This is a genomic window from Streptomyces sp. NPDC028298, assembly GCF_055565895.1.
This window is the reverse complement of sequence record NZ_JBVHTL010000001.1, coordinates 458,853-479,469: the sequence shown is the minus strand read 5'-3', so window position 1 is coordinate 479,469 and position 20,617 is coordinate 458,853. Positions and strand designations below refer to the sequence as shown.

Here is a 20,617-nt window from a genome sequence, read left to right as displayed (position 1 = left end):
CTCCCTTCCAGAGGTGGTCCGCGGGGCGGCTCAGGTGCGGCCGCGCAGCAGACGGGCGGGGTTGACGGTGCGCAGGGCGTGGACGGCGGCGTCCGCTCCCAGGTCGGGGACGACGGGTGACGCGTAGGGACGGTCGCTTCCGCTGACGACGCCGTCGACACCGACGGCCCGGACGAGGGCGTCCACGGCTCGGGTGCCGTACGAGGACGTGTCGTAGAAGACGTCGAAGTCGACCTCGCCCCTGCCGCCGCCCCGCGCCGCGAGCCGTTCGCCGTGCAAGGGGGCCAGGCCGGCGAGTGCGGCGAAGCAGACGCGCAGTCCCGGATGGCGGGCGCGGCCGAAGGCCCGGAACGCGAACCACGCCGCGTGGAGCTGCTGTTGATAGGGGACGAGGGCCGCCCACCAGGGCGGGGCCGCGGGAGCGGGCGGCGCCTTGCCGGGGTGGACGAACAAGGGCTTGCCCAGGCGGTTGAGGACGTCGAGCAACGGAGCGCAGGTGTGCCAGCCCGCCGCGTCCAGGAGCGCGGTGGCCGGGAGGTGGAGTCCCACGCAGCCCCGGCGCAGTTCGCGCTCCACCGCCTCGGGGTCCGGTTCGCTCAGACAGGCGGAGGCCCACACGCCGAACGGCGCGGGCAGGGCGAGCGCCCCGTCGTGGAAGGCGCTCAGCAGCGGCACGGCTTCCGCCGCGGGCAGATGCTCGATGCCCAGGGGTCCGGAGAGGGAGACCAGGGCGAGCTCCAGACCGTCGGCGAGGGCCAGACGTGTCCGGGTGCCGAGGTCGTGGTCGGCCGGGTCCACCTCGTAGGGCGGCTCGCCCTCCAGGCGCAGCGTCCAGCCGTCGAGGTGCGGCGGCGCGGTGCGCGCACGCAGCAGTTCGACGAGATCCGGCGGCCAGAGGTGCTGGTGGACGTCGACGGGCATCCTGAAGTCCTCGATGGGTCCGAAGTCCTTGATGAATCCGTGCCGTTGTTGCTGAGGAGCGAAGGTTAACCGCTTCAGTGATGCGCTTAACTTAAGCGGTTAACAACGCGCCCTGTCAATCACTCGCCCCTGCACTCGTTCCTGCTCTTGCCCACGCACTCGCCCGCGCCGAGGGCACGGCCCGGTAGGCTTCCCGGCATGGTCAGGCCTCAGAAGCGCACCACCCTCAGGGAGGTGGCCGAGGCCACCGGCCTCTCCACCGCCGCCGTCTCGTACGCCCTGCGCGGCAAGCATGTCTCCAAGGAGACCGAGGAACGGGTGCGCAAGGCCGCGGCCGAACTCGGCTACGAGGCCCACCCCATCGCCCGTGCCCTCGCGAGCGGCCGCACCAGCATGGTCGGTGTGCTCGCCGGCGACCTCCAGGACCTGTGGCAGCAGCAGCTCATGGCGGCGATCGGCCGGGAGCTCCTGGCGGGCGACCGCTACGCCCTGATCCTGGACGCGGGCGGCGACCCCGACCGCGAACTCGTCCTCGCCAAGAAACTGCGCGACCAGCGGGTCGACGCCCTCGTGGTGTCCCCGGTGAACCCCGCGGCGAAGCAGTGGTCGGCGATCGCCGACGCGCTGCCGGTCGTCGCCGTCGGCGACTCGCTGAGCCGGGCGCGCACGGCCGGACAGGTCATCTTCGACAACCGGGCCGGCATCGACGCCGTCCTGGAGTATCTCCACGGTCTCGGCCACCGCCGGGTGACCGTCCTGACCCCGACCCGGCCGAGCACGCCCGACCGGCCCGCCGACGTCTATGTGCGCGAGGCGGCGGACCGCATCGGCCTGCGGGCCGAACTCGTGCCCTGCCCGCAGGAGTTGGGTGCGGCGACCGTCGTCGCGCGGCGGGTCCTGGACGGGGAGCGGCGCGCCACGGCCGTCTTCTGCTTCTCCGACTCCCTGGCCTACGGGGTGTACGCGGCCGCGGCCGAGGCGTCACTCGTCGTGGGGCGCGACGTCTCCGTGGTCGGCTTCGACGACCACCCCGTCTCCCGGGTCCTCGCGCCGCCGCTGACCACGGTCGGCTGGGGACTGACGCAGATCGCCGCGGAGGCCGCCCGGTTGACCGCGTCCGCGATCGAGGGGAAGCGGGCGCGCCGAAAGGCGATCCTGTGCGCCCCCTCCATGTGCGTGCGCGGCTCGGCCGTGGCCGTCTGACGGCCGCACCGGCACCGTCGGGCGGGTGCCCGGCCCGGTCAGGGGCAGTGGTACGCGAGCTTCGTCGACACGGTGCGACGCACGGGGGAGAGCAGGTGCAGCTCGGCGCGTGCCGCGTACCGGCCGTCGCCCTGGAAGGTCCACAACAGGTGCATGCGGGCCTGCTTCTGATCACGCGTCAGGTCCTCGCGCAGGACGCCCGAGGAGGTGCCGTCGCTGCGGACCCAGCGGTACGTCAGCTCACCGGCCCTGCCGTTGGTGCTCACCGTGGCCGTGATGTCGGTGGTCTCGCCGCAGCCGGGGGAGGGTGACGCGGCGGAGACCGTGACGTCGTGCACCCCGAGGGACGGGGTGGCGCGGTGCCACAGGAGGAAGGCGACGACGGCCAGCAGCACCACGCCGGGCAGCGCGTGCCGGCGCCAGGTCCGGCGTCGTACCGGCGCGGCCGGAGCGACGTGGCCCATCCGGCGCATGGTGTCGGCGGTCACGCCGGGGCCGAAGCGCAGCAGCGTGCCCTCGACCCGGTCGGGCCGGACCTCCCCGGCCCCGCCGCCGGACAGCTCGACCGTCGCCGGACTCCCGGTGAGGGCAAGGGTGTCGGAGGAGTCCGGCCGCTGGATCCAATGGCTGGCCAGTGCGGTCGCGCTGTAGTCGTCGTCGGGGGAGGAGGCGCCCGAGGCGCTCTGGTTCTGGTTCATCCGATCGAGCACCGCCGGGTGAGAAGCTGCTGCCATCCGCCGCCGTCGGCGGAGGCGGGCTGGGTCCTGCCCTGCACACCCCAGTAGCAGCCCGTTCCCTGGAACGTGTGGTCGAGGGCGATGGTGTACTGGGTCGAACCGCTGCGCCGGTACGTCTCCGCCGCCCCGTCCTGCGTTCCGGCCTGGCCGCTGACCTCACCGGTGAACCAGGCGACCGTGAGTGTGACCGGCCCGGTGCCGTCGGTCGTGACGGTGACCGTGGCCGCCGCCGTCGAGGTTCCCGTCTGCCGGAAACCGCTGAACACGACGGACTTGACGCCGACGCTGGGGGACGGCGACGGGGAGGCGGTGGTGGGCGAGGCCGTCGGCGTGGCCGGTGTCGTCGGCGGCGCGAGAGTCGCCGACGCGGAGGCGTCGGGGGTCGCGGACGCCGACGCGGTCGGCCCGGCGGTGGCGTCCGTGGCCGAGCCGGACGGAGTGGGCGAAGCCGACGCGGACGACGAGGACGACGGCGACGGGGAGCCGGAGTCCGCCGTCGCGGTGGGGCCGCCGTCACCGGTCGGCTGCGCGCTGGTGGTGGCCAGTGCCTCGGCGGCCCTGCGGGGTGTGCCGAAGTCCGGGGCGTGCCGGTCGATGCCGTACGTCAGCAGCAGGGCCGCGACGAGCGCGGCGACGGACACCAGCAGGGAGCGGAGGCTCGGCCGCCAGGCCCGGAGCCGGTCCGAAGTCCTGGCGAGGATCGTGCGCGCGGTGTCCGTGGCGTGACGCGGCACGGAGGGGGCGGAGGGAAGCAGCAGGAGGAACAGGGCCACGAGCGCCGCGAGTTGCCGGCGGCCGCGCTCCTCCCAGTCCGGGCCGTACGCTCCGCCGGCCGTCGCCTCCAGCTCCGCGACGAAGTCCTCGGCGTGGGCGGGCCGTTGCTCGGGTGCCTTGGCGAGCCCCCGCTGGACCAGCGAGCGGACCGGTTCGGGGACCTCGTCGGCGGGGATGGCCCCGTCCACGTGCTGAAGGGCGAGTTCGGCGAGGTTCTCGCCCGTGTAGGGCTTGCGGCCGGTCAGACACTCGAAGAACGTCGCGGTCGCCGCGTAGACGTCGGCGGCGGGCGAGGCGGGCGCGCCGGTCCACTGCTCGGGAGCCATGTACGACGGTGTGCCCGCGATGCCGGCCGTCGTGCCGTCGGTGGCGGCGATCCCGAAGTCGACGAGCTTCGACGTGCCGTCCGGGCGGACGAGGACGTTCTCCGGCTTGTAGTCGCGGTGGACGACGCCGACGCGGTGGGCGTCGGCGAGGCCGAGCAGCGAGCCCTTGAGGAGGACGAGGGCGGCCTCGGGATCGAGGGGCGCCTGCTGGGCGAGCAGGACCCGCAGGCACACGCCGTCCACCAGCTCCATGACGATGGCCGCGCCCTCGGGTCCCTCCACGTACTCGTAGAGGCCGGCCACGTGGTCGCTGCGCAGCCCGCCGAGCAGCCGCGCCTCCGCCCGGAACTCCTGGACGAAGCCCGGACGGGTGCGCAGCGACTCGCTGAGGTACTTCACCGCGACCGGATGACCGGTCTCCTCGTGCACGGCCAGCGCGACCCGACCGCTCGCCCCCGAACCGAGCTCGCGGGACTCGCTGTAGCCCGGTACCGCCCATGTGCTCATGACTCATGCCTCCCCGAGACGTGGGGCCCGTGCGGCAGTCCGGTCCCCACGCGCTCCAGTCCTGTGCTGAGACACGATCGGGGCCGCTTCGGTTGCAGGGCGGCGGTCACGGGATCGCCGGGTGTCCGTCAGCCCAGTTCGGCGAGGTCCTCGGCGGTCAGTTCGAGTTCTCCCGCGGCGATGTTCTCCTCCAGGTGCGCCAGGGAGCCGGTGCCGGGGATGAGCAGGATGCTCGGAGACCGGGCCAGCAGCCAGGCCAGGGCCACCTGGGGCGTGGTCGCCCGGTGGCGTGCCGCCACGGCCTCCAGGTGCTCGGCGGTGACCGGCTGGAAGCCGCCGACCGGGAAGAAGGGCACGTAGGCGACACCGGCCTCGGCGCAGGCGTCGACGAGGGGATCGTCATCGCGCTGCGACAGGTTGTAGAGGTTCTGGACGCAGGCGATCGGTGCGATCTTGCGGGCCTCGGCGAACTGGTCGGCGGAGACGTTGGAGATGCCCAGGTGCCGGATCAGCCCCTCGTCGCGCAGGGCCAGCAGCGCTTCCAGCGGCTCGGCCAGGGAGGTCGCGTCCGCCTCGCCGACATCACCCATCCGGAGGTTCACCACGTCCATCCGGTCCAGGCCGAGCGAGCGGAGGTTCGCCTCGACGCCCCGGCGCAGATTGTCGGCCGTCAGGCCCGTCTTCTGCTCCGCGGGCAGCGCGATGTCGGCCCCCTCGACCAGGGCGCCCACCTTGGTCACGATCACCAGGTCGTCCGGGTAGGGGTGCAGCGCCTCCCGGATCAGCTCGTTCGCCGACACCCCGTCCCGCGCGTAGTAGTACGAGGTGTCGATGTGGTTCACCCCGAGCTCCACGGCGCGCCGCAGAATGGCCAGCGAGGTTTCCCGGTCCGGCCGCTCGCCCCGGGGCCAGCCGGTCAGCTTCATCGCGCCGTAGCCGATGCGCGCGACACCCAAGTCGCCGCCGATTTGCCATCGTTCAGTGGTCACGGCCACCACCCTAGGTCCTGCCGAGCCGGGCCGGTATCGGAGACGAGGGACGGGTCCGGGGCGGAGGCGGCCCGGAAAGCGGCTGGGGCGTATCGCCGAGTCGTTCGAGGACAAACCGGGACACACGCGAGACGCTGCTCCCGGGCAACCAGTCGGACCCGGTCTCCGGGTCACCCCGTTCCCGGCCCTCGCCGCCGCGGCCCCGTACGAAGGAGTCATCCGTGACCGAGTCACCGTCCACCCCGGCGACCGACGACGCGTACCGCTTCGAAGACCTGCGCGCGCTGTTCATCAACTGCACCCTCAAGCCCGCACCCGCCCTGAGCCACACCGAAGGGCTGGTCGACAAGAGCAGCGCGATCATGGAGGCGCAGGGAGTCACGACCGAGGTCGTGCGCGCCGTCGACCACGACATCGCCCCGGGCGTCTACCCGGACATGACCGAACACGGCTTCGCCACGGACGACTGGCCCGCGATCCAGGAGCGGGTGATGGCCGCCGACATCCTCGTCCTCGCGGGGCCGATCTGGCTGGGGGACAACAGCTCGGTCACCAAGCAGGTGGTCGAGCGGCTCTACAGCTGCTCGGGGCTGCTCAACTCCGCGGGCCAGTACGCGTACTACGGCCGCGTCGGCGGCTGTCTGATCACCGGCAACGAGGACGGCGTGAAGCACTGCGCGATGAACCTCCTCTACAGCCTCCAGCACCTCGGCTACACCATCCCGCCGCAGGCCGACGCCGGCTGGATCGGGCCGGCGGGACCCGGTCCGTCCTATCTCGACCCGGGGTCGGGCGGTCCCGAGAACGACTTCACCAATCGCAACACCACGTTCATGACCTGGAACCTGATGCACATGGCGGCCCTGCTGAAGCGGTCCGGCGGCATCCCCGCCCACGGCAACCAGCGTTCGCTGTGGGACGCGGGCTGCCGTGCGGACGCACCCAACCCCGACTACCGCTGAGTCACGGACCGCGTGCGGGCCGGTCGAGCAACCGGGCGCCGATGGCGGCGCCCGGTGACGATCTATTGACGCTGTCCGGCACCCAGATTGTGGGCAACACTGCCGGGAACCGGCAATGCGCATGCCACGCACCGCGTCACATGATGTCGGCACGGGGGCACGGGGGCACGGGGGCACGGGGGACGGTTCCGTGCCGGACATCGGCAGAGTCGACGGTGTCCGGCACAGGCCGACAAGGGGTGCGGTGGCCTGAGGGTGTGGCTCAGGCGGACCTAGGGCGCGGGCCAGTTGCTCAGCAGGGCGTCGAGGGCGTCCAGGATGCGGGCCCAGCTCTCGGAGGAGTCGGGGGCGCTGTGGCTGAAGCCTCCACTCGACTCCAGGCTCACATAGCCGTGGAACACGCTGCCCAGCAGACGGACCGCATGGGTCTCGTCCGGTTCCGTGAGGTCGTAGCCCCGCAGGATCGCCCGCATCATCCGCGCGTGCTTGACGCCCGCGCTCGCCGCCGCGGTCTCGGGGTCGAGCCTCAACCGCGCGGCGTCGTAGCGGCCGGGGTGTTCTCGGGCGTAGTCGCGGTAGACGTTCGCGAAGGCGGTCAGGGCGTCCCGGCCGGCCCGTCCGGCCAGCGCGGCGGCGCCCCGCTCGGCGAGTTCGTCCAGGGCGAACAGGGCGATACGGGTCTTGAGGTCCTGCGAGCTCTTCACGTGCGAGTACAGACTCGCGACCTTGACGTCGAACCGCCTGGCCAGGGCCGAGACGGTCACCTGATCGAAGCCGACCTCGTCGGCCAGCTCCGCTCCCGCCCGTGTCAGGCGCTCGGTGTTCAGTCCCGCTCGACCCATGTCCTCCCTCTCCCTCGCGCTCTCCCTCGGCGTAACCGATTATGCATTTGCCTAAAGCTTTTAGGCAAATTACCGTGAGTCTTATGAAGCCGTTGACCGAGCAAGAGATCCGTACCGCGTTCGTGAACTGCACCAAGGGTGAGGCGAAGCGTCTGTCGGTCCCGCGCGACCTGGCCGAGCGGCCCTGGGACGACCTGGACTACCTCGGCTGGCGGGACCCTCAGGCGCCCGATCGCGCCTACGTCGTGGCCGAACTGGGCGACGGACTGAAGGGCCTCATGCTGCGCTGTCCCAGCGCGGCGGTGGGACAGCTACGGCGCAGCATGTGCTCGATGTGTGTGACCACCCACACCGGAGGCGTCTCCCTGATGGTCGCGCCCAAGGCGGGGAAGGCCGGGCAGCAGGGCAACTCGGTCGGCGCCTACATCTGCAGCGACCTCGCCTGTTCGCTGTATGTGCGGGGGAAGCGGGACGCGGGCGTCGGAGGGCGGCTGCACGAGTCGCTGACGCTGGAGGAGAAGATCCAGCGGACCGTGGCGAACCTCGCGGCGTTCATCGCCAAGGTGACGGCCTGACCGGTGCGGTTCGGTGTGGCGTGGTGGGGTGAGGTACGGCTGGGTGGTGCGGCACGGTGCGGTGCGGCGGGGTTCCGCACAGCGCGGTAGGGGTGTGGCGCGGTCGGGTACAGCGCGGTGCGGCGGCGGGCCGCGGCGCGAACGCCGCGGCCGTGACACCGGACTTCACCGACGCCCCTGGGCCCCACGAGGCCGCATGGCTGCGCAAGCCCCGTACGGCGAACGGGTCCGACCGCTTCAGTCGCTGTCCGTCTTCGCCTCCGCCTTGACCTTGGCCTCCGCCTTCACGGGCTGTTCCGAGACGGTCGCCGGCGCCGGGGCCTCTTCGCCCTCGACGGCCGTGTAGAACACGGACGTGCCCTGCTTGGCGCGGTGGGCATGGCTCTTGGCCACGAGGTTCTCGAGGGTGGTCCGGACGACGTTGGTCTGGATGCGACGCTCGGGATGCGTCTGGCCCAGTGCCGTCGACACCTCCGCGGCGGAGCGGGGTTCCCGCTGCTCCGTGAGGTACCGGCGGATGAGTTCGATGAGGGTGGGCTGCGTCGAGGCGTCCTTGGCCGCGGGCTTCTTGGCCGCCGCCGTCCGCACCGCCGTGGCCTTCCCGCTGTCGGCTTTCTTGACCTCGGCCTTCTTGCTCTCGGCCTTCTTGCTCTCGGTCTTCCTGACCCGGACGCGCTTGCCCTCGGCTGCCTTGGCCGGGGTCTTCTGGCGGGGGACCGAGGCGGCCGCCGTCGGCTCGGGGGCGGGCACGACGGGAGCGGGCGCGACGGGTGCGGCCGCGGCCTCCAGCGCCTGCTGAAGGTTGGTGAGCACGGTGTGGTCGTGCCGCAGGGCGTTCAACTGCTCCTGCAGCGCCTCCATTTCCGCACCGATGCGCTCCTGGTCCTTGGCGTTGCGCTCCAGGTCGGCGACCACCTGGGCCTTGTACTGCGATGTCAGTTCGGTGGGAGTCTTGGTGTCGGGCACGATGGGACCTCTCTTCGGAGCGCGGTCGCCACATGAACACCCCGGGAAGATGCCGTGGGGCAAGGCATGTTGGTGTCGGACCGGGCTGCATGGCTGGGCGACCGCGCTTGGCGCGTATGCCCCGGCTTACAGATAGTACGGACAGTGTTGGCCCGTTGTTCCCTTCGCGTGCGGGTTCGCCCCAAAGGGGAGTTCGGGTCGTACCACGGAATTGACTCCCCCTCGGTCCCGCGCGGGCACCGGGGCGGGCACATGAACCCCGGCCCCAACTCGTCCGTGGGGCAGGTGCGGAGGGCGGTGACGCCGTGTCGGGGGCATCGGCCGTGTGCCGACTGTACCGGCGCCGCGCGGGTACACGAACCGTACGACGAGGCACGGACGGAACGAACGGAACGAACGGAAGCGAGGTCGGGCCATGGCGGTCAAGGCGATGGGCTGGGCACACTCGTTCCCGGTCTCCGGAGGGGTGAGTGCCGGGCGACGCTGGACCCGTCGGCACCTGGAGTCCCTGCCGTGGACGGCCGAGGAACCCGACACGGTGGACGCCGTCGTGCTGTCGGTCTCCGAGTTGCTCACCAACGCCCACATCCACGCCCACAGCGACGCGCATCTCGTCCTCACCTGGGACGGCGACTGCCTGCACGTGAGTGTCCACGACGAGGACTCCACCCTGCCGCTCCAGCGTGACCCGGAGCCGGGAGCGGTGTCGGGCCGCGGGGTGGGCATCGTGCGGATGCTCGCCGACGAGTGGGGCATGAAGTGCCAGCGCCACGGAAAGACGGTCACGGCGTGCTTCCGCCCGGCCGGCGCCCGGCAGGGCGGAGACGGCACCGGGCACGGCGAGGATGGCACCTGACACGGCGGAGCCGGCACCTGACAGGGTTACGGCACTTGACACTGGGGTGACGGCACGCGCCTGACAAGGTGGTGTCGGAGCCCGGCAGGTCCGACACCGTGCGGGGAACGCCGAAGCCCCGTTGCATCTACGGACCGGCGCCCCCGGTCCGACATCCCCGGACGGCCCACCCGCCGGGCGTGGCCCTGCCCCGCCGCCTACCGTGAACGGGTGAGCGGCTCCAGCGTTCCGACCGAGGGCGAGGACGGCGCAGACCGGTCGGGCGGCCATCGAACCGACTACGCGGGCGCCATCTACGGCTCGATCCTGGCCGCCTCCGTCGTGGCCACGGCCGGAACGACGGGGGAGTTCCCGCGTCTCCAGGCCGTCGTGCTGCTGGTGGTCACCGGGCTGGTCTTCTGGGCGACCCATGTGTACGCGCAGATCGCCGGCGAACGCATCGTCGGCCAGCGGTGGTCCCTGCGCCAGGTCCGCCGGATCGGCACGCACGAGTGGTCCATCGTCGAGGCGGCCACCCTGCCCGCCGTCGCGGTGGCCGGAAGCGCGCTCCTCGACATGAGTGTGAACACCGGCCTGTGGATCGCTCTGGGCATCGCGGTGGGCCAGCAGGTCATGTGGGCGTGCCTCGGAGCCGTCCGCGCCGGCGCCTCCCGGGGGCTCGTCGTGGCCGAGGGCTTCGTGAACCTGGCCCTCGGACTGATCATCGTCGCCGCCAAGGTCGTCCTGAAGCACTGAGGACCCACGACCGCCCCGGACCTCGGACGACTGGTTAGCCTGGAGCGGAGGGGGAGGCTCGGGTGACGGCCCAGAGGAGGCCGGTATGGCCGGTACGGCAGACACGAATTCCGGGGTCGGCGCCGACGCCGGGACACAGGGCGCGTCCGGCGCCTCGTACGGCGCGGGTAGCGCGGACGGGGGGAGACCTGGCGCCCCCGGTCCCGGGTACGGCGCGGGCACCCCCCGCTACCTGTCGATCGCCGACCACGGCCTGATCGGCGACCTGCGCAGCGCGGCCCTGGTCGGCACCGACGGCACCATCGACTGGTACTGCTGCCCCCGCTTCGACGCGCCCAGCGTCTTCGCCTCGATCCTGGACGCCGACAAGGGCGGCTGCTTCGAACTCGCCGCGGACGTCCCCGCGCGCACGAAGCAGTTCTACTTCCCCGACACGAACGTGCTGATCACCCGGTTCTTCGCGGACGACGGGGTCGGGGAGATCCAGGACTTCATGCCGGTAGTCGACGACTCGCGCGAGACCGACCGGCACCGCCTGATCCGCCGTGTGGTGTGCGTCCGCGGGACCCTGCCCTTCCGCGCGCGGGTCGCCCCCCGCTTCGACTACGGGACGACCCCGCACACCGTGCACATCGACTCCGGCCAGGCCGTCTTCACCACACCCGCGCTGAGGCTGGCCCTGACGGCCACGGTGCCCATCGAGGCGGCGGGGAACGACGTGTGGTCGCTGTTCAAACTGCGCGAAGGGGAGACCGCGGTCTTCGCGCTCGACCAGGTGACCGACGAGGTGGCTCCCCGGTTCTGCGCCGTGACGGAGGCCGAGCGGCAGTTCGAGGCCACCGTGCGCTACTGGCGGCGCTGGCTGTCGCAGTCGCGCTACCGGGGCCGCTGGCGGGAGATGGTGCACCGCTCCGCCCTCACCCTGAAGCTGCTCACGTACGCCCCGACCGGCGCCATCATCGCCGCGCCGACCACCAGCCTGCCCGAGCGGATCGGCGGCGAGCGCAACTGGGACTACCGCTACGTGTGGGTCCGCGACGCCGCCTTCTGCCTGTACGCGCTGCTGCGTCTCGGCTTCAAGGACGAGGCCGAGGCGTTCATGTGCTTCGTGTGCGAGCACGTCCAGTGCGAGGTGCCCGCGGACGTCGGCCCGGACGGCCCCCTGCAGATCATGTACGGCATCGACGGGCGTCGTGACCTGCCCGAACGCGAGCTGACCCACCTGGAGGGCCATCGCGGATCGTCCCCCGTACGCGTCGGCAACGGTGCCGTCGGCCAGCTCCAGCTCGACATCTACGGCGCCCTGATCGACTCGCTCTACCTCTACGACAAGTGGGGACAGCCCCTCTCCAGCGCGCACTGGGACAGCGTCAGCGGGATCGTCGACTGGGTGTGCGACAACTGGGACCAGCCGGACGAGGGGGTGTGGGAGACCCGCGGCGGTCGCAAGGACTTCCTTTACTCCCGGGTCATGTGCTGGGTGGCGATCGAACGTGCCATGCGGCTGGCCCGGCACCGCGGCCTGCCCGCCGACCTGAACCGCTGGGGCGCGGCCCGCGACGCGATCTACCGGCGGATCATGAGCCGCGGCTGGTCCCCGGCACGCAACGCCTTCACCCAGACGGAGGACAGCGACATCCTCGACGCGTCGCTGCTGATGATGCCGCTGGGGAAGTTCATCTCACCGACCGACCCGAAGTGGCTCGCCACCCTCGACGCCCTGGGCGAGGAACTGGTCTCCGACTCGCTGGTCTACCGCTACGACCCGCTGGCCAGTCCCGACGGCCTCAGCGGGGAGGAGGGCACCTTCTCGATCTGCTCGTTCTGGTACGTCGAGGCGCTCACCAGGGCGGGCCGCCTGGACGAGGCCCGGCTCGCCTTCGAGAAGATGCTCACCTACGCCAACCACCTCGGCCTCTACGCGGAGGAGATCGGCCACACCGGAGAACAGTGCGGCAACTTCCCCCAGGCCTTCACCCACCTCGCCCTGATCAGCGCCGCCTTCAACCTCGACCGCAGGCTCGGCTGACCCTCGCGGCCGGCCCCCGGCGGGGCCGCGTGCTCAGGGGGCGGTGAAGAGGCCCGGGAAGCGGGGCGCGAGCCAGGGCTTGCGGCCCCGGACGAGGATGCGGCCGCGCAGGATGGGGCTCACCTGTCCCAGTCGGCCGAGGCCCATCAGCAGGAAGGTGACCGGTTCGATGGAGATGGTGCAGTCCGGCCCGGCGGGCGGCTGCGCGTCGACGGTCAGCACACCGTCGGTCAGGGTCACCCCGAACTCGCCGCCGCCCCACAGGCGTATGGCGTAGCGGGCGTTCATCCCGGCGGTGCGCCGCGGGTCGGTGACCCGTGGCATCGCCGTGAGCATGAACGGCAGGGTCAGCCGGACCCGGGCCCGGTCGAGCATGTGCGGCCGTCCCAGCGCGCGGGCGAGGTCGTAGCCGTGGCCGAGCATGTGCGTGAGCAGATACGACCCCAGCTCCGGCGGGCTCATCGAGCCGAGCGGGCTGACCACGGGCCCCTCGAAGGTCTCGTCCTCCAGCGCCTTCACGCAGGCGTCGGCGTGCTCGACGATCATCGCGGCCAGGGGCTCGGCGTCCCGTTCCCCGAACTCCTCCAGCGACCGCTCGTTGGCTCCGGCGAGACTCTGCGGTGTGCCGTCCCCGTAGGGGCGCGCGTGTCCCGCCGCGAGCCCGGCCATCAGCTCGTTCGCCAGCGCCAGATGCGCGGCCGCCTCGCCGACGCTCCACTCGGCCCCCGGGATCCGGCGCGTCATGTCGGCGTCGGCCCGCAGCAGTGCGGCGATCTCCTCGGCGGTCTCGCGTATCGCCGTGGCCAGCCCTTCGGGCAGCCCCCTTCGCACGTCCTGCCCAGCCACTGCGTCCACGCCGTCGCCCATCCTGTCTCCTGCCGCTGCCGCCTCCTCCGGACCGCGGGCGGACCGGGGGAGGCGACGGGATTACCGGTCACCGGGCGTACAGAAGACCAGGCAACCGGAGCGGCGACAAGACCCTGAGCAGCGAGAACGCGCCACCGGGGCGGACTTCGGGGGCAATACGGGCATTCGCGTCAGGAATGCGCCGACGTCGGGTGACCGTTGTACGCCTCCACCTCCAGCGAGGGGCGGCCGGAGGGCAGCGCGGCGGCCGGCCAGGACAGCGTGACCTTCCGGGACTCGCCGGGCAGCAGCCACAGATAGTTGTCGCTGTACAGCGTCGGCAGGACGCGGTCCCCGGTGGCGCGGTCCACGAGGGAGAGCCTGGTCATCGCGGCGACGGCCTTGCCCCGGTTGCGTACGGTCGCCGTCATCTCGTGGCGCGCCCCGGTCCGGGTGAGGCGGGTGACCGAGGCGGACAGCCGGACCCGTTCGGCCTCCGTGAGCGCCTGCATGGCCGCCGGGGTGCGGTAGCGCCAGTAGGTGTTGTGCGACAGCGGGCGGCCCGCGGCGTCCTCCAGCGTCAGCCGGAGCAGGTGCAGGTCGGGCAGACCGTCGGTCCACGCGAGGGTGAACGCCCGGGTGGTGGCCGCGGCCGGGACGTCGACGTCGGTCGTCCGCGCGGCGCCGAGCTGCCGGCCGGAGAGGTCGTGGAGGCGGGCGGTGACCCTCGCCCCCTTCACCGCGGCGCGGGTGTGATTGACGGCGATGACCTGTCCCGTCCTCGGGTCCGCCTGCACATGCAGGGGCTCGCAGGCCGAACGGGCCCCGTAGTAGGTGCCGTTGACGTCGAAGTCGTAGTCGTAGGTCTGCCAGACCGTGCTGTGCCAGGCGGGGTGGGACATCCACAGCATGAGGCCAGTGGCGTCGTCCCACAGGTTCGCGTTCCAGGCCTCGAACATGGCCCGGGTGTTCTCGTAGTTGACGAACTGGGCCTTGCGGGCGAAGTCGTCGAGGTCCGTCGCGGTGCCGAGGCGCGCCTCGATGGCCGCCTTGTAGTTCTGCGGCGCCTGATTGCCGCGCTCGCTCCAGTCGTGGTAGTACCACGCACCCCGGATCGGCCACTCGGGCTCGTCGCCGGTCATGTTCCGCAGGCTCGCCGCGGTGGAGACGACCGGCATACCGATTTCCGTGTGGAATCCGAAGCTGTCACTGCCGTACGTCGACGCCTCGTAGTACTTCTCCGGCTCCACCCAGCCGTAGGGGCCGCCGCCGGTGATGATCCCGCCCGCCGAGTTGTTCTGGTACAGGATGCCGGGCGCCTGCTGTTCGACCGCCTCGCGCATGCCCTTGTCGATCGCCGCCGGTGGATTGCCCTCGTTGGCGCCGCACCAGACGACCACGCACGGGTGGATGCGGTAGCGCAGCACGGTGTCCCGCGCGGTGGAGTTGAACGCGTCGTGGTCCGGCGGGTCCATGCCCCAGGCATTGGGGAAGTCGTTCCACACCAGGATTCCGTGCTCGTCGCAACGGGCGTAGAACTCCTCCCGGTTGATGCTGCCGACCCAGTTGCGGATCATGGTGAAGTTCATGTCGCGGTGCATGCGTACCGCCGTGTCCATGCGGGCGGCGGGCATCCGGCGCAGCAGTTCGTCCCAGCCCCAGTTGCCGCCACGGGCCAGCACCCGTACGCCGTTCACACTGATCTTCAGCGGTTCGGGCGTGTTGGTCACCGACTTGACGTCGGTCCACGCGTCACCGTCGTCGGACACCTGGATCGTGTACGTCTTCGGGTAGGCCGCCTCCCAGACGATGGCGACCCGGTCGAAGCGTCGCGCGGCGCCGAGGTCGACCCGGAGCCACTGGTCGTCCGCGTACTGCGAGGACCAGCGTGTGCCGGCGTCGCCGTCGGTGGCGGCGGACGCCGGGTGGCCGTCGTCCTCGGTGGAGGCGGTGACCGACGTGCGCAGCGCGAGGTCGGTACCGGGCTCGGTGCTGTCGAGCACCGAGAGGGACCACAGCGAGTTGCCCCAACTGGTGTTCCGCTTGCCGCATTTGATGCGCACATAGCGAGCGGTGCGCGGCTCGAAGTCCTCCACCTGGAGGCTCGCGTCGCCGTCGTTGAAGGGCAGCGGGACCCCGGTGTTGTCGACGGCTCGCGCGTCCTGCCAGTCGGAACCGTCGGCGGAGACCTGCACGACGAAGGTCCGGGCGTACGCCTTCTCCCAGACCAGGTCGACCCGGTCGAACGACTGGGTGGAGCCCAGGTCCACCTGGATCCACTGGTCGTCCCGGTAGGCCGACGACCAACGGGTGGCCGGGTCGCCGTCCGTGACGTTGCCGGCTCCGTGGCCGTCCTCGTCCACCGACGAGGCGGTGGCGTCGGCGTGCAGGGCGAGGTCCGTGCCGGGCCGTGCACCGTCGAGGACCGAGAGGGTCCACAGCGAGCTGCCCCAATCGGTGGCCCGGGTCAGGCACTTGATCCTGACGTGCCGGGCCCGCTGGGCTCCGAGGTCCAGGGACTGCGTGCAGGCGTCGCCGGTGGCGACGAAGGGGAGCGGTACGTCGTACTCGTAGCCGAACTGGCGTATGCCGAAGCGGGTGGTGCGCCGGTCGCTCTCGGTGCCGTCCACCCGGGCGGACAGAGTGAGGTCGTGCAGTCGGGGCTCTCCGAGCCCGTTGGGCCACCAGAGTTCGGGATCGCGCAGCCGCAGCCGGCTGAAGGCGTCGGGGGCGAACACGACGTCGACGCTCCGGCCGGCGGGGACGGTGACGGTCTTCGAGACCCGCACGTCGCCGAACGCGGCGGTGACGGTGGCCTCGTGGTCGGTGCTGTCGGCGTTGCGCACCGGGACGAGGACGGTCAGTTCGGCGGTCGAGGTGTCGGGCAGGTCCGGCAGCACGGTGTCCACCCGCGGGTCGCCGATGACGACGTGCCCGGTCGATCTCAGGCGAACGTGGTTCCAGATCCCGGCCACTCGGTCACGTACGGCGGGCATCCAGTCCCAGCCCGAAGAGGCCAGGTACGTCGGGGAGTTGAGGTTCATCTGGTCTGCTCCGGCGTCGACCCAGGCCTCACCGGCCGGGCCCTTGTCCCCGGGGCTGCCGGGGACGGGCATCGGGGTGATCCGCACGGCCAGCGCGTTCTCGTCCTTCACCCTCAGGAGGTCCGTGACGTCGTGAGCCGAGCGGGCGAAGGGATACAGCAGGCCGCCCACGTCGTGCCCGTTGAGCCAGATGTCGGCCTTGTGGTTGATGCCGTCGAACTCGAGCCAGACCCGGCGACCGGCGCCGGTCCGCAGGCCGCGCGGCACCGTGAAGTCCCGCTTGTACCACCAGGCATGTCGGGAGAGCGCCTCCGGGACGCGCAGATTGTTCAGGCCGGCGACAGGGTCGGGCAGCTTGCCCTGGTCGACGAGGGACGCGAGGACTGTTCCGGGCACGGTGGCGGGCAGCCAGCCCCGGGTGTCCACGTCGGTCCGCGACAGCGCGGCGCCGTCGCCCCCGGCCCAGTCGTCCATGGTCAGGGTCCAGCCGGACTCCAGCGGTACGGTGCCGTCCTCGGCCACCTTCAGAGCGGGGGCGTGGCCGTCGTGCGTGCCCCAGTCGGTCCAGCCGGTCGCTGTGGGCCGGTGCCCCGGGGCCGTGCCGAAGACCTCGAACCCGTTCAGCCCGAGCGGGTTGGCACTGGAGCGCTTGCGGGAGGTCAGGCGTACCCAGCGGGCCGTGGTCGCCTTGGGGAGCTGGATCTCCACGACACCACCGGTTCCGGCGGTCGTTCGGTAGACGCTCGACCAGGACGTGTGGTCGCGCGAGGTCTCGACCACGAAGTCGACCGCGTAGCTCGACAGGATCTCCCTGCCCGTGGTGCCGTCGGCCCAGTTCCCGCTCGCCGGAGGGGTGAACACCGGGTCGCCCGCGTCGGCCTCGAAGGTGAGCCGGATCCAGGTGACCCGGCAGTCCGCCTGAAGATCCACCGAGATCCACTGCGGGTCGCCGCCCGCGGCACGCCATCCGGTGCCGCGCACGCCGGGGGAGTGGACGCGGTCCACCACGAACTCGCCCGGCGTGGGGGCGTAGTCGGCGGAGGAGACGGTCACCGGCCGGTACACGGCCAGTTCTTCGGCGGACGCCGGGGTGCCGTCAGGGCCCGGCCGCTCGGACGCCGAGGCGGTGCCCGGGAGTGTCGTACCCAGGCCGAATCCGGCCAGCAGGGTCGAGCCGGTGAAGACGACCGATCGTCGGGAAGGGGAGTGCGCAGGATTCGGCTGAGCCATCAGCGGGTTGTCCAATCACACGGTGGTGCTTGCCGAGCACGGGGTATGGCAACGTTGTCAGGGCGATTGACAACGTTGCCAAAGATCTGACGCGCGATCGATCCTGTCAAGGGTTCCGTCGTCGATCGCGCTCCGGCCGAAGAGCGGGAACCGGACGAAGTCGACTCCCGGCGACTGCCGTTCCGGATCCCTCGTGACGCCGGTTCAGGGAGCTGGGCGGGGCATCCGAGCAGGCGCGGGGCCCTTACCTCCCGGGTAATCGACTCCCCTGGGCGCGGCGGGCAGGGTGGTCCGTGTACGGAGCCCCGACGGCCGCAGGATGCCATGACCGCGTACGCCATCGCCCACCTGCGGGAGGCCGCGCCGCACCCGGAGATCGCCGACTACATCGAGCGGATCGGCGCCACCTTCGCGCCCTACGGCGGCCGGTTCCTCGTGCACGCCGCGCAGCACGAGGTGGTGGAGGGCGACTGGCCGGGCCATGTCGTGGTGATCGGTTTCCCGGCGATCGCGGAGACGCGGGCCTGGTGGGACTCGCCCGCCTACCGGGAGATCGCCCCGCTCCGCTCGCGGCACATCGAGGGGGACATCGTCCTGGTCCCGGGTGTCCCCGAGGCCTACGACCCGACGGCGACGGCGCGGCTGATGCGGGAGGCGCTCGCGGCCGACGCGCCCGTGCCGGGTGCGGGCGGCTGACCGGAGGGGCGGTCGTGGCTGAAGCTGTAGAACTTCGCCCATCCCTCGGGCGCGAACGGTCGGCCGACGTGCCGAGGGGGATCGTGGCACCCGGTGCCGGGTGACGCGATCCCCCTCAGCGGTGCGGCTCGGCGGGGAGGCCTTGAGCCGAAGGCCCCGGACGGCGCGCCTCTCGGGGGCGCGCCGTCCGGAGCCGAGCGGGCGTCAGCAGGCGCCCTCGTCCTGCCACGGACCCCAGTCGGCGCCGGTCGGCGTCTCGTTCTGGGTCCACCACTTGGCCTTCCAGTTGTGGTGGTTGTACGAGGCCTCGTTGCCGGCGGTGTAGACCGTCGCCGCGTTCCAGGCCGGCTTGCAGCCGCCTCCCGGCGTGGGAGTCGGCGTCGGGGTGGGGGTCGGCGTCGGGGTGGGGGTGCCGGTGGGCGGGGTGGCGCCGGCGAACTTCACCGAGTACTTCGCGAAGTCCCAGGAGTTCTGGGTCACGCTGGAGCAAGTGCCCGACGTACGGCCGCCGTTGTCGGCGGGGGAGCACTGGCGGTCGCGGTTCAGGGACCAGAAGGTGAAGCGGTCCATGTTGTGGCCGGTGGCGAAGTCCAGCACCGTCTGGAAGTCGGCCTGGGAGAAGTACTCGCCGGTGTCACTGCGGCCGTTCATGCCCGAGAAGCCCTCGTGGGCGTACGCGGTCGCCTGGTCCCAGCCGAAGGTCGACTGGAGGATCGTGTTGAAGTTGGCGAGCGCGCTGGTCTGGGACGCGGCGCCGTTGAAGCCGCCGTCGAAGGGCATGATGGAGAAGTTGTTCGGGGTGAACCCCTGCGACTTCGCCTCCAGCAGCATCTGCTTGCCGAACCAGCCGGTGCCGTCGGCCGTTCCGGCCGTGGTGACGGACACATACAGGCCCGGGTTGTTCTGCTGGAGGATCTTGGCGGCGCCGATCTCGTTCCTGACGGCCGCCGTGTTCTCGTACTCCGGCTCCTCGAGGTCGAAGTCGATCGCGTGCAGACCGTACTTGGTGACGACCTGCTGGTACGCGGCGGCGGTGGCGGCCGGGTCCGAACAGGCCTGGCCGAGCTTGGTGCCGCCGTAACCGCCGATCGAGACGGAGACGTCGCCGCCCTTGGCGCGGATGGTGTTGATGACCGACTGCACGGCGGTGTCCGAGGAGACCGCCGCCGTTCCGTCCCACGTGGGCGTGCAGCCACCGCCGTTGGGGGCGAGGATGAACGCGAGCTGGAAGGCCTTGAGGCCGGTCGCGTCCATGATGGCGCCCGCGTCCGGCGGGTCGTTGTCCAGCGGCATCAGATAGGGGGCGGCGGCGTACCACCGGTTGCTGAGCGCGGTGGTCGCGCCCGAGGCGCTGCCCGCGACGAGAGCGGTCGTGCCGACCGCGGCCAGGCTCACGGCGGCCGCCGCGCCCAGACATGCGCGAAGACGTCTCACTGTGCCTCCAGAGGGGTGGGGGAGGCTTCAGCTTCCGGGCTGTGTCGCGATCACGTCAATATGTTGGACTAGACCAAATGAGGCTTTGGACTAGACCAGGTGAATTCTTTACCCGGGCGCCGCACCCACGCCGCGCACCCTCGGCCTCCGGCGCCAACTGTCGTGTCCTGAAGCGCCGTTGCTGACATCAGTACGGCAGGCCCTCCGAGGCCGCGTGGAGGGCGGCGTGCAGGCACGCGGCGAGGTCCTCCTCCGAGGCGTGCGCCGCGTCGGCGAAACGTACGGCGAAGTCCTCCGCGGCCGCGCGCAGCGCGCCGTTGACGGTGGCCGCGTGCACCTTCACCCGCAGATCGTCCGCGCTCCTGCCGGAACGCCGGGCGAGGGCTTCGCTGAGGACGGGCAGCGCGTCGTCGTGGGCCTGGAGCCAGACGGCGCGCAGTGCGGGCTCGGTGGGGGTCATCCGGATCAGGTCGAGCACCGCGGGGTCGGCGGACGGCAGCGTCCCGCGGCGGCAGGAGCGGGTGAGGAAGTCCAGCAGGCCCGTCTCGGGCGGCCAGTGCCGCAGTTGGTCCGTGGCGGCGTCGAGGCCCGCCGTGAGCAGCGGGCGTACGCAGCTCTCCTTGGTGGGGAAATGGCGCCACAGCGTGCGGGTCGAGACGCCCACCGCCTCCGCGATCTGGTCCCCCGTGGTGCTCGTGACGCCCTGTGAGACGAACAGGCGCACGGCCTCACGGGCTATGTCCAGCCGGAGAGCCTCCTTGCGTCGCTCGCCCAGTGACGGCCGCGCGGCCGTCGTGGTCCGGTCTGCGGGTGCCGCTTCGCGCACCGTCGCCCCACCACCCCTGTCTCATCGACCGGAGCAGCATAGCGAGCCGCGCAGAACTGACGCGCGCAGACATCTTGTCACTGAGTGACATCCGCTCCTACTCTCCTGATGTGACTCGG

17 protein-coding genes are annotated in these 20,617 nt (G+C 71.6%); 7 read left to right on the top strand and 10 right to left on the bottom strand.

The window, feature by feature from the left end; all coding sequences use genetic code 11:
• Positions 1-30 precede the first annotated feature (30 nt).
• The gene (locus tag ACZ4TO_RS02190) at positions 31-921 is read right to left on the bottom strand and encodes an amidohydrolase family protein (protein WP_468023159.1); all 891 of its coding nucleotides are present in this window, start codon (positions 919-921) and stop codon (positions 31-33) included.
• A 198-nt stretch (positions 922-1,119) separates the two neighbouring features.
• Between ACZ4TO_RS02190 and ACZ4TO_RS02185 the strand changes: the two genes are divergently transcribed.
• Entirely contained in the window at positions 1,120-2,124 is a 1,005-nt protein-coding gene (locus ACZ4TO_RS02185; RefSeq protein ID WP_468023158.1) for a LacI family DNA-binding transcriptional regulator, read from the top strand.
• A gap of 38 nt (positions 2,125-2,162) precedes the next feature.
• Here the strand turns inward: ACZ4TO_RS02185 and ACZ4TO_RS02180 are convergent, their stop codons facing one another.
• The 3 genes from ACZ4TO_RS02180 to ACZ4TO_RS02170 all read right to left on the bottom strand — a co-directional run bounded on the left by ACZ4TO_RS02180 (position 2,163) and on the right by ACZ4TO_RS02170 (position 5,457).
• On the bottom strand, positions 2,163-2,822 hold the full coding sequence (locus ACZ4TO_RS02180) for a hypothetical protein (protein WP_382780191.1): 660 nt from the start codon (positions 2,820-2,822) through the stop codon (positions 2,163-2,165).
• Positions 2,819-4,468, bottom strand: coding sequence for a serine/threonine-protein kinase (locus ACZ4TO_RS02175; protein WP_468023157.1), 1,650 nt, complete (start codon positions 4,466-4,468; stop codon positions 2,819-2,821). The genes ACZ4TO_RS02180 and ACZ4TO_RS02175 overlap by 4 nt, the downstream gene beginning before the upstream one ends.
• 128 nt (positions 4,469-4,596) lie before the next feature.
• A complete protein-coding gene (locus ACZ4TO_RS02170) occupies positions 4,597-5,457 on the bottom strand; it encodes an oxidoreductase (RefSeq protein ID WP_468023156.1) in 861 nt (286 codons plus the stop codon).
• A gap of 221 nt (positions 5,458-5,678) precedes the next feature.
• Between ACZ4TO_RS02170 and ACZ4TO_RS02165 the strand changes: the two genes are divergently transcribed.
• Positions 5,679-6,419, top strand: coding sequence for a flavodoxin family protein (locus tag ACZ4TO_RS02165; RefSeq protein WP_382780199.1), 741 nt, complete (start codon positions 5,679-5,681; stop codon positions 6,417-6,419).
• 272 nt (positions 6,420-6,691) lie between these two features.
• Here ACZ4TO_RS02165 and ACZ4TO_RS02160 read toward each other — a convergent pair whose 3' ends face one another.
• Entirely contained in the window at positions 6,692-7,261 is a 570-nt protein-coding gene (locus tag ACZ4TO_RS02160) for a TetR/AcrR family transcriptional regulator (protein ID WP_468023155.1), read from the bottom strand.
• An 83-nt stretch (positions 7,262-7,344) separates the two neighbouring features.
• On the opposite strand from ACZ4TO_RS02160, the gene ACZ4TO_RS02155 reads away from it, so the two are divergent.
• Positions 7,345-7,836 carry an FBP domain-containing protein gene (locus ACZ4TO_RS02155; RefSeq protein WP_468023154.1) on the top strand — a complete coding sequence of 164 codons (492 nt, stop codon included), beginning with the start codon at positions 7,345-7,347 and terminating at the stop codon, positions 7,834-7,836.
• Between the two features lie 237 nt (positions 7,837-8,073).
• Here ACZ4TO_RS02155 and ACZ4TO_RS02150 read toward each other — a convergent pair whose 3' ends face one another.
• Entirely contained in the window at positions 8,074-8,802 is a 729-nt protein-coding gene (locus ACZ4TO_RS02150) for a hypothetical protein (RefSeq protein ID WP_468023153.1), read from the bottom strand.
• Between the two features lie 415 nt (positions 8,803-9,217).
• Between ACZ4TO_RS02150 and ACZ4TO_RS02145 the strand changes: the two genes are divergently transcribed.
• From ACZ4TO_RS02145 to ACZ4TO_RS02135, 3 genes are all read left to right on the top strand, one after another.
• A complete protein-coding gene (locus ACZ4TO_RS02145) occupies positions 9,218-9,658 on the top strand; it encodes an ATP-binding protein (protein WP_382780212.1) in 441 nt (146 codons plus the stop codon).
• Between the two features lie 210 nt (positions 9,659-9,868).
• The gene (locus tag ACZ4TO_RS02140) at positions 9,869-10,393 is read left to right on the top strand and encodes a hypothetical protein (protein WP_382780215.1); all 525 of its coding nucleotides are present in this window, start codon (positions 9,869-9,871) and stop codon (positions 10,391-10,393) included.
• Positions 10,394-10,478: 85 nt separating this feature from the next.
• The gene (locus tag ACZ4TO_RS02135; protein ID WP_468023152.1) at positions 10,479-12,422 is read left to right on the top strand and encodes a glycoside hydrolase family 15 protein; all 1,944 of its coding nucleotides are present in this window, start codon (positions 10,479-10,481) and stop codon (positions 12,420-12,422) included.
• A 33-nt stretch (positions 12,423-12,455) separates the two neighbouring features.
• On the opposite strand, the gene ACZ4TO_RS02130 is transcribed toward ACZ4TO_RS02135, so the two are convergent.
• On the bottom strand, positions 12,456-13,277 hold the full coding sequence (locus tag ACZ4TO_RS02130) for a maleylpyruvate isomerase family mycothiol-dependent enzyme (protein ID WP_385048078.1): 822 nt from the start codon (positions 13,275-13,277) through the stop codon (positions 12,456-12,458).
• 182 nt (positions 13,278-13,459) lie between these two features.
• A complete protein-coding gene (locus ACZ4TO_RS02125; protein WP_468023151.1) occupies positions 13,460-17,542 on the bottom strand; it encodes a discoidin domain-containing protein in 4,083 nt (1,360 codons plus the stop codon).
• 324 nt (positions 17,543-17,866) lie between these two features.
• Here ACZ4TO_RS02125 and ACZ4TO_RS02120 point away from each other — a divergent pair, with 324 nt between their 5' ends.
• The gene (locus tag ACZ4TO_RS02120) at positions 17,867-18,238 is read left to right on the top strand and encodes a DUF1330 domain-containing protein (protein ID WP_468023150.1); all 372 of its coding nucleotides are present in this window, start codon (positions 17,867-17,869) and stop codon (positions 18,236-18,238) included.
• Between the two features lie 204 nt (positions 18,239-18,442).
• On the opposite strand, the gene ACZ4TO_RS02115 is transcribed toward ACZ4TO_RS02120, so the two are convergent.
• A complete protein-coding gene (locus ACZ4TO_RS02115; protein WP_385048086.1) occupies positions 18,443-19,672 on the bottom strand; it encodes a carbohydrate-binding protein in 1,230 nt (409 codons plus the stop codon).
• Positions 19,673-19,859: 187 nt separating this feature from the next.
• Positions 19,860-20,498 carry a TetR/AcrR family transcriptional regulator gene (locus tag ACZ4TO_RS02110; RefSeq protein ID WP_468023149.1) on the bottom strand — a complete coding sequence of 213 codons (639 nt, stop codon included), beginning with the start codon at positions 20,496-20,498 and terminating at the stop codon, positions 19,860-19,862.
• Positions 20,499-20,617: the final 119 nt, after the last annotated feature.

Excerpts from the sequence above, each read along its gene's own strand:
- ACZ4TO_RS02155 (WP_468023154.1), top strand. The coding sequence starts at position 7,345 with ATGAAGCCGTTGACCGAGCAAGAGATCCGTACCGCGTTCGTGAACTGC.
- ACZ4TO_RS02120 (WP_468023150.1), top strand. The coding sequence starts at position 17,867 with ATGACCGCGTACGCCATCGCCCACCTGCGGGAGGCCGCGCCGCACCCG.
- ACZ4TO_RS02145 (WP_382780212.1), top strand. The coding sequence starts at position 9,218 with ATGGCGGTCAAGGCGATGGGCTGGGCACACTCGTTCCCGGTCTCCGGA.
- ACZ4TO_RS02180 (WP_382780191.1), bottom strand. The coding sequence starts at position 2,822 with ATGAACCAGAACCAGAGCGCCTCGGGCGCCTCCTCCCCCGACGACGAC.
- ACZ4TO_RS02190 (WP_468023159.1), bottom strand. The coding sequence starts at position 921 with ATGCCCGTCGACGTCCACCAGCACCTCTGGCCGCCGGATCTCGTCGAA.
- ACZ4TO_RS02135 (WP_468023152.1), top strand. The coding sequence starts at position 10,479 with ATGGCCGGTACGGCAGACACGAATTCCGGGGTCGGCGCCGACGCCGGG.
- ACZ4TO_RS02175 (WP_468023157.1), bottom strand. The coding sequence starts at position 4,468 with ATGAGCACATGGGCGGTACCGGGCTACAGCGAGTCCCGCGAGCTCGGT.
- ACZ4TO_RS02160 (WP_468023155.1), bottom strand. The coding sequence starts at position 7,261 with ATGGGTCGAGCGGGACTGAACACCGAGCGCCTGACACGGGCGGGAGCG.
- ACZ4TO_RS02125 (WP_468023151.1), bottom strand. The coding sequence starts at position 17,542 with ATGGCTCAGCCGAATCCTGCGCACTCCCCTTCCCGACGATCGGTCGTC.
- ACZ4TO_RS02185 (WP_468023158.1), top strand. The coding sequence starts at position 1,120 with ATGGTCAGGCCTCAGAAGCGCACCACCCTCAGGGAGGTGGCCGAGGCC.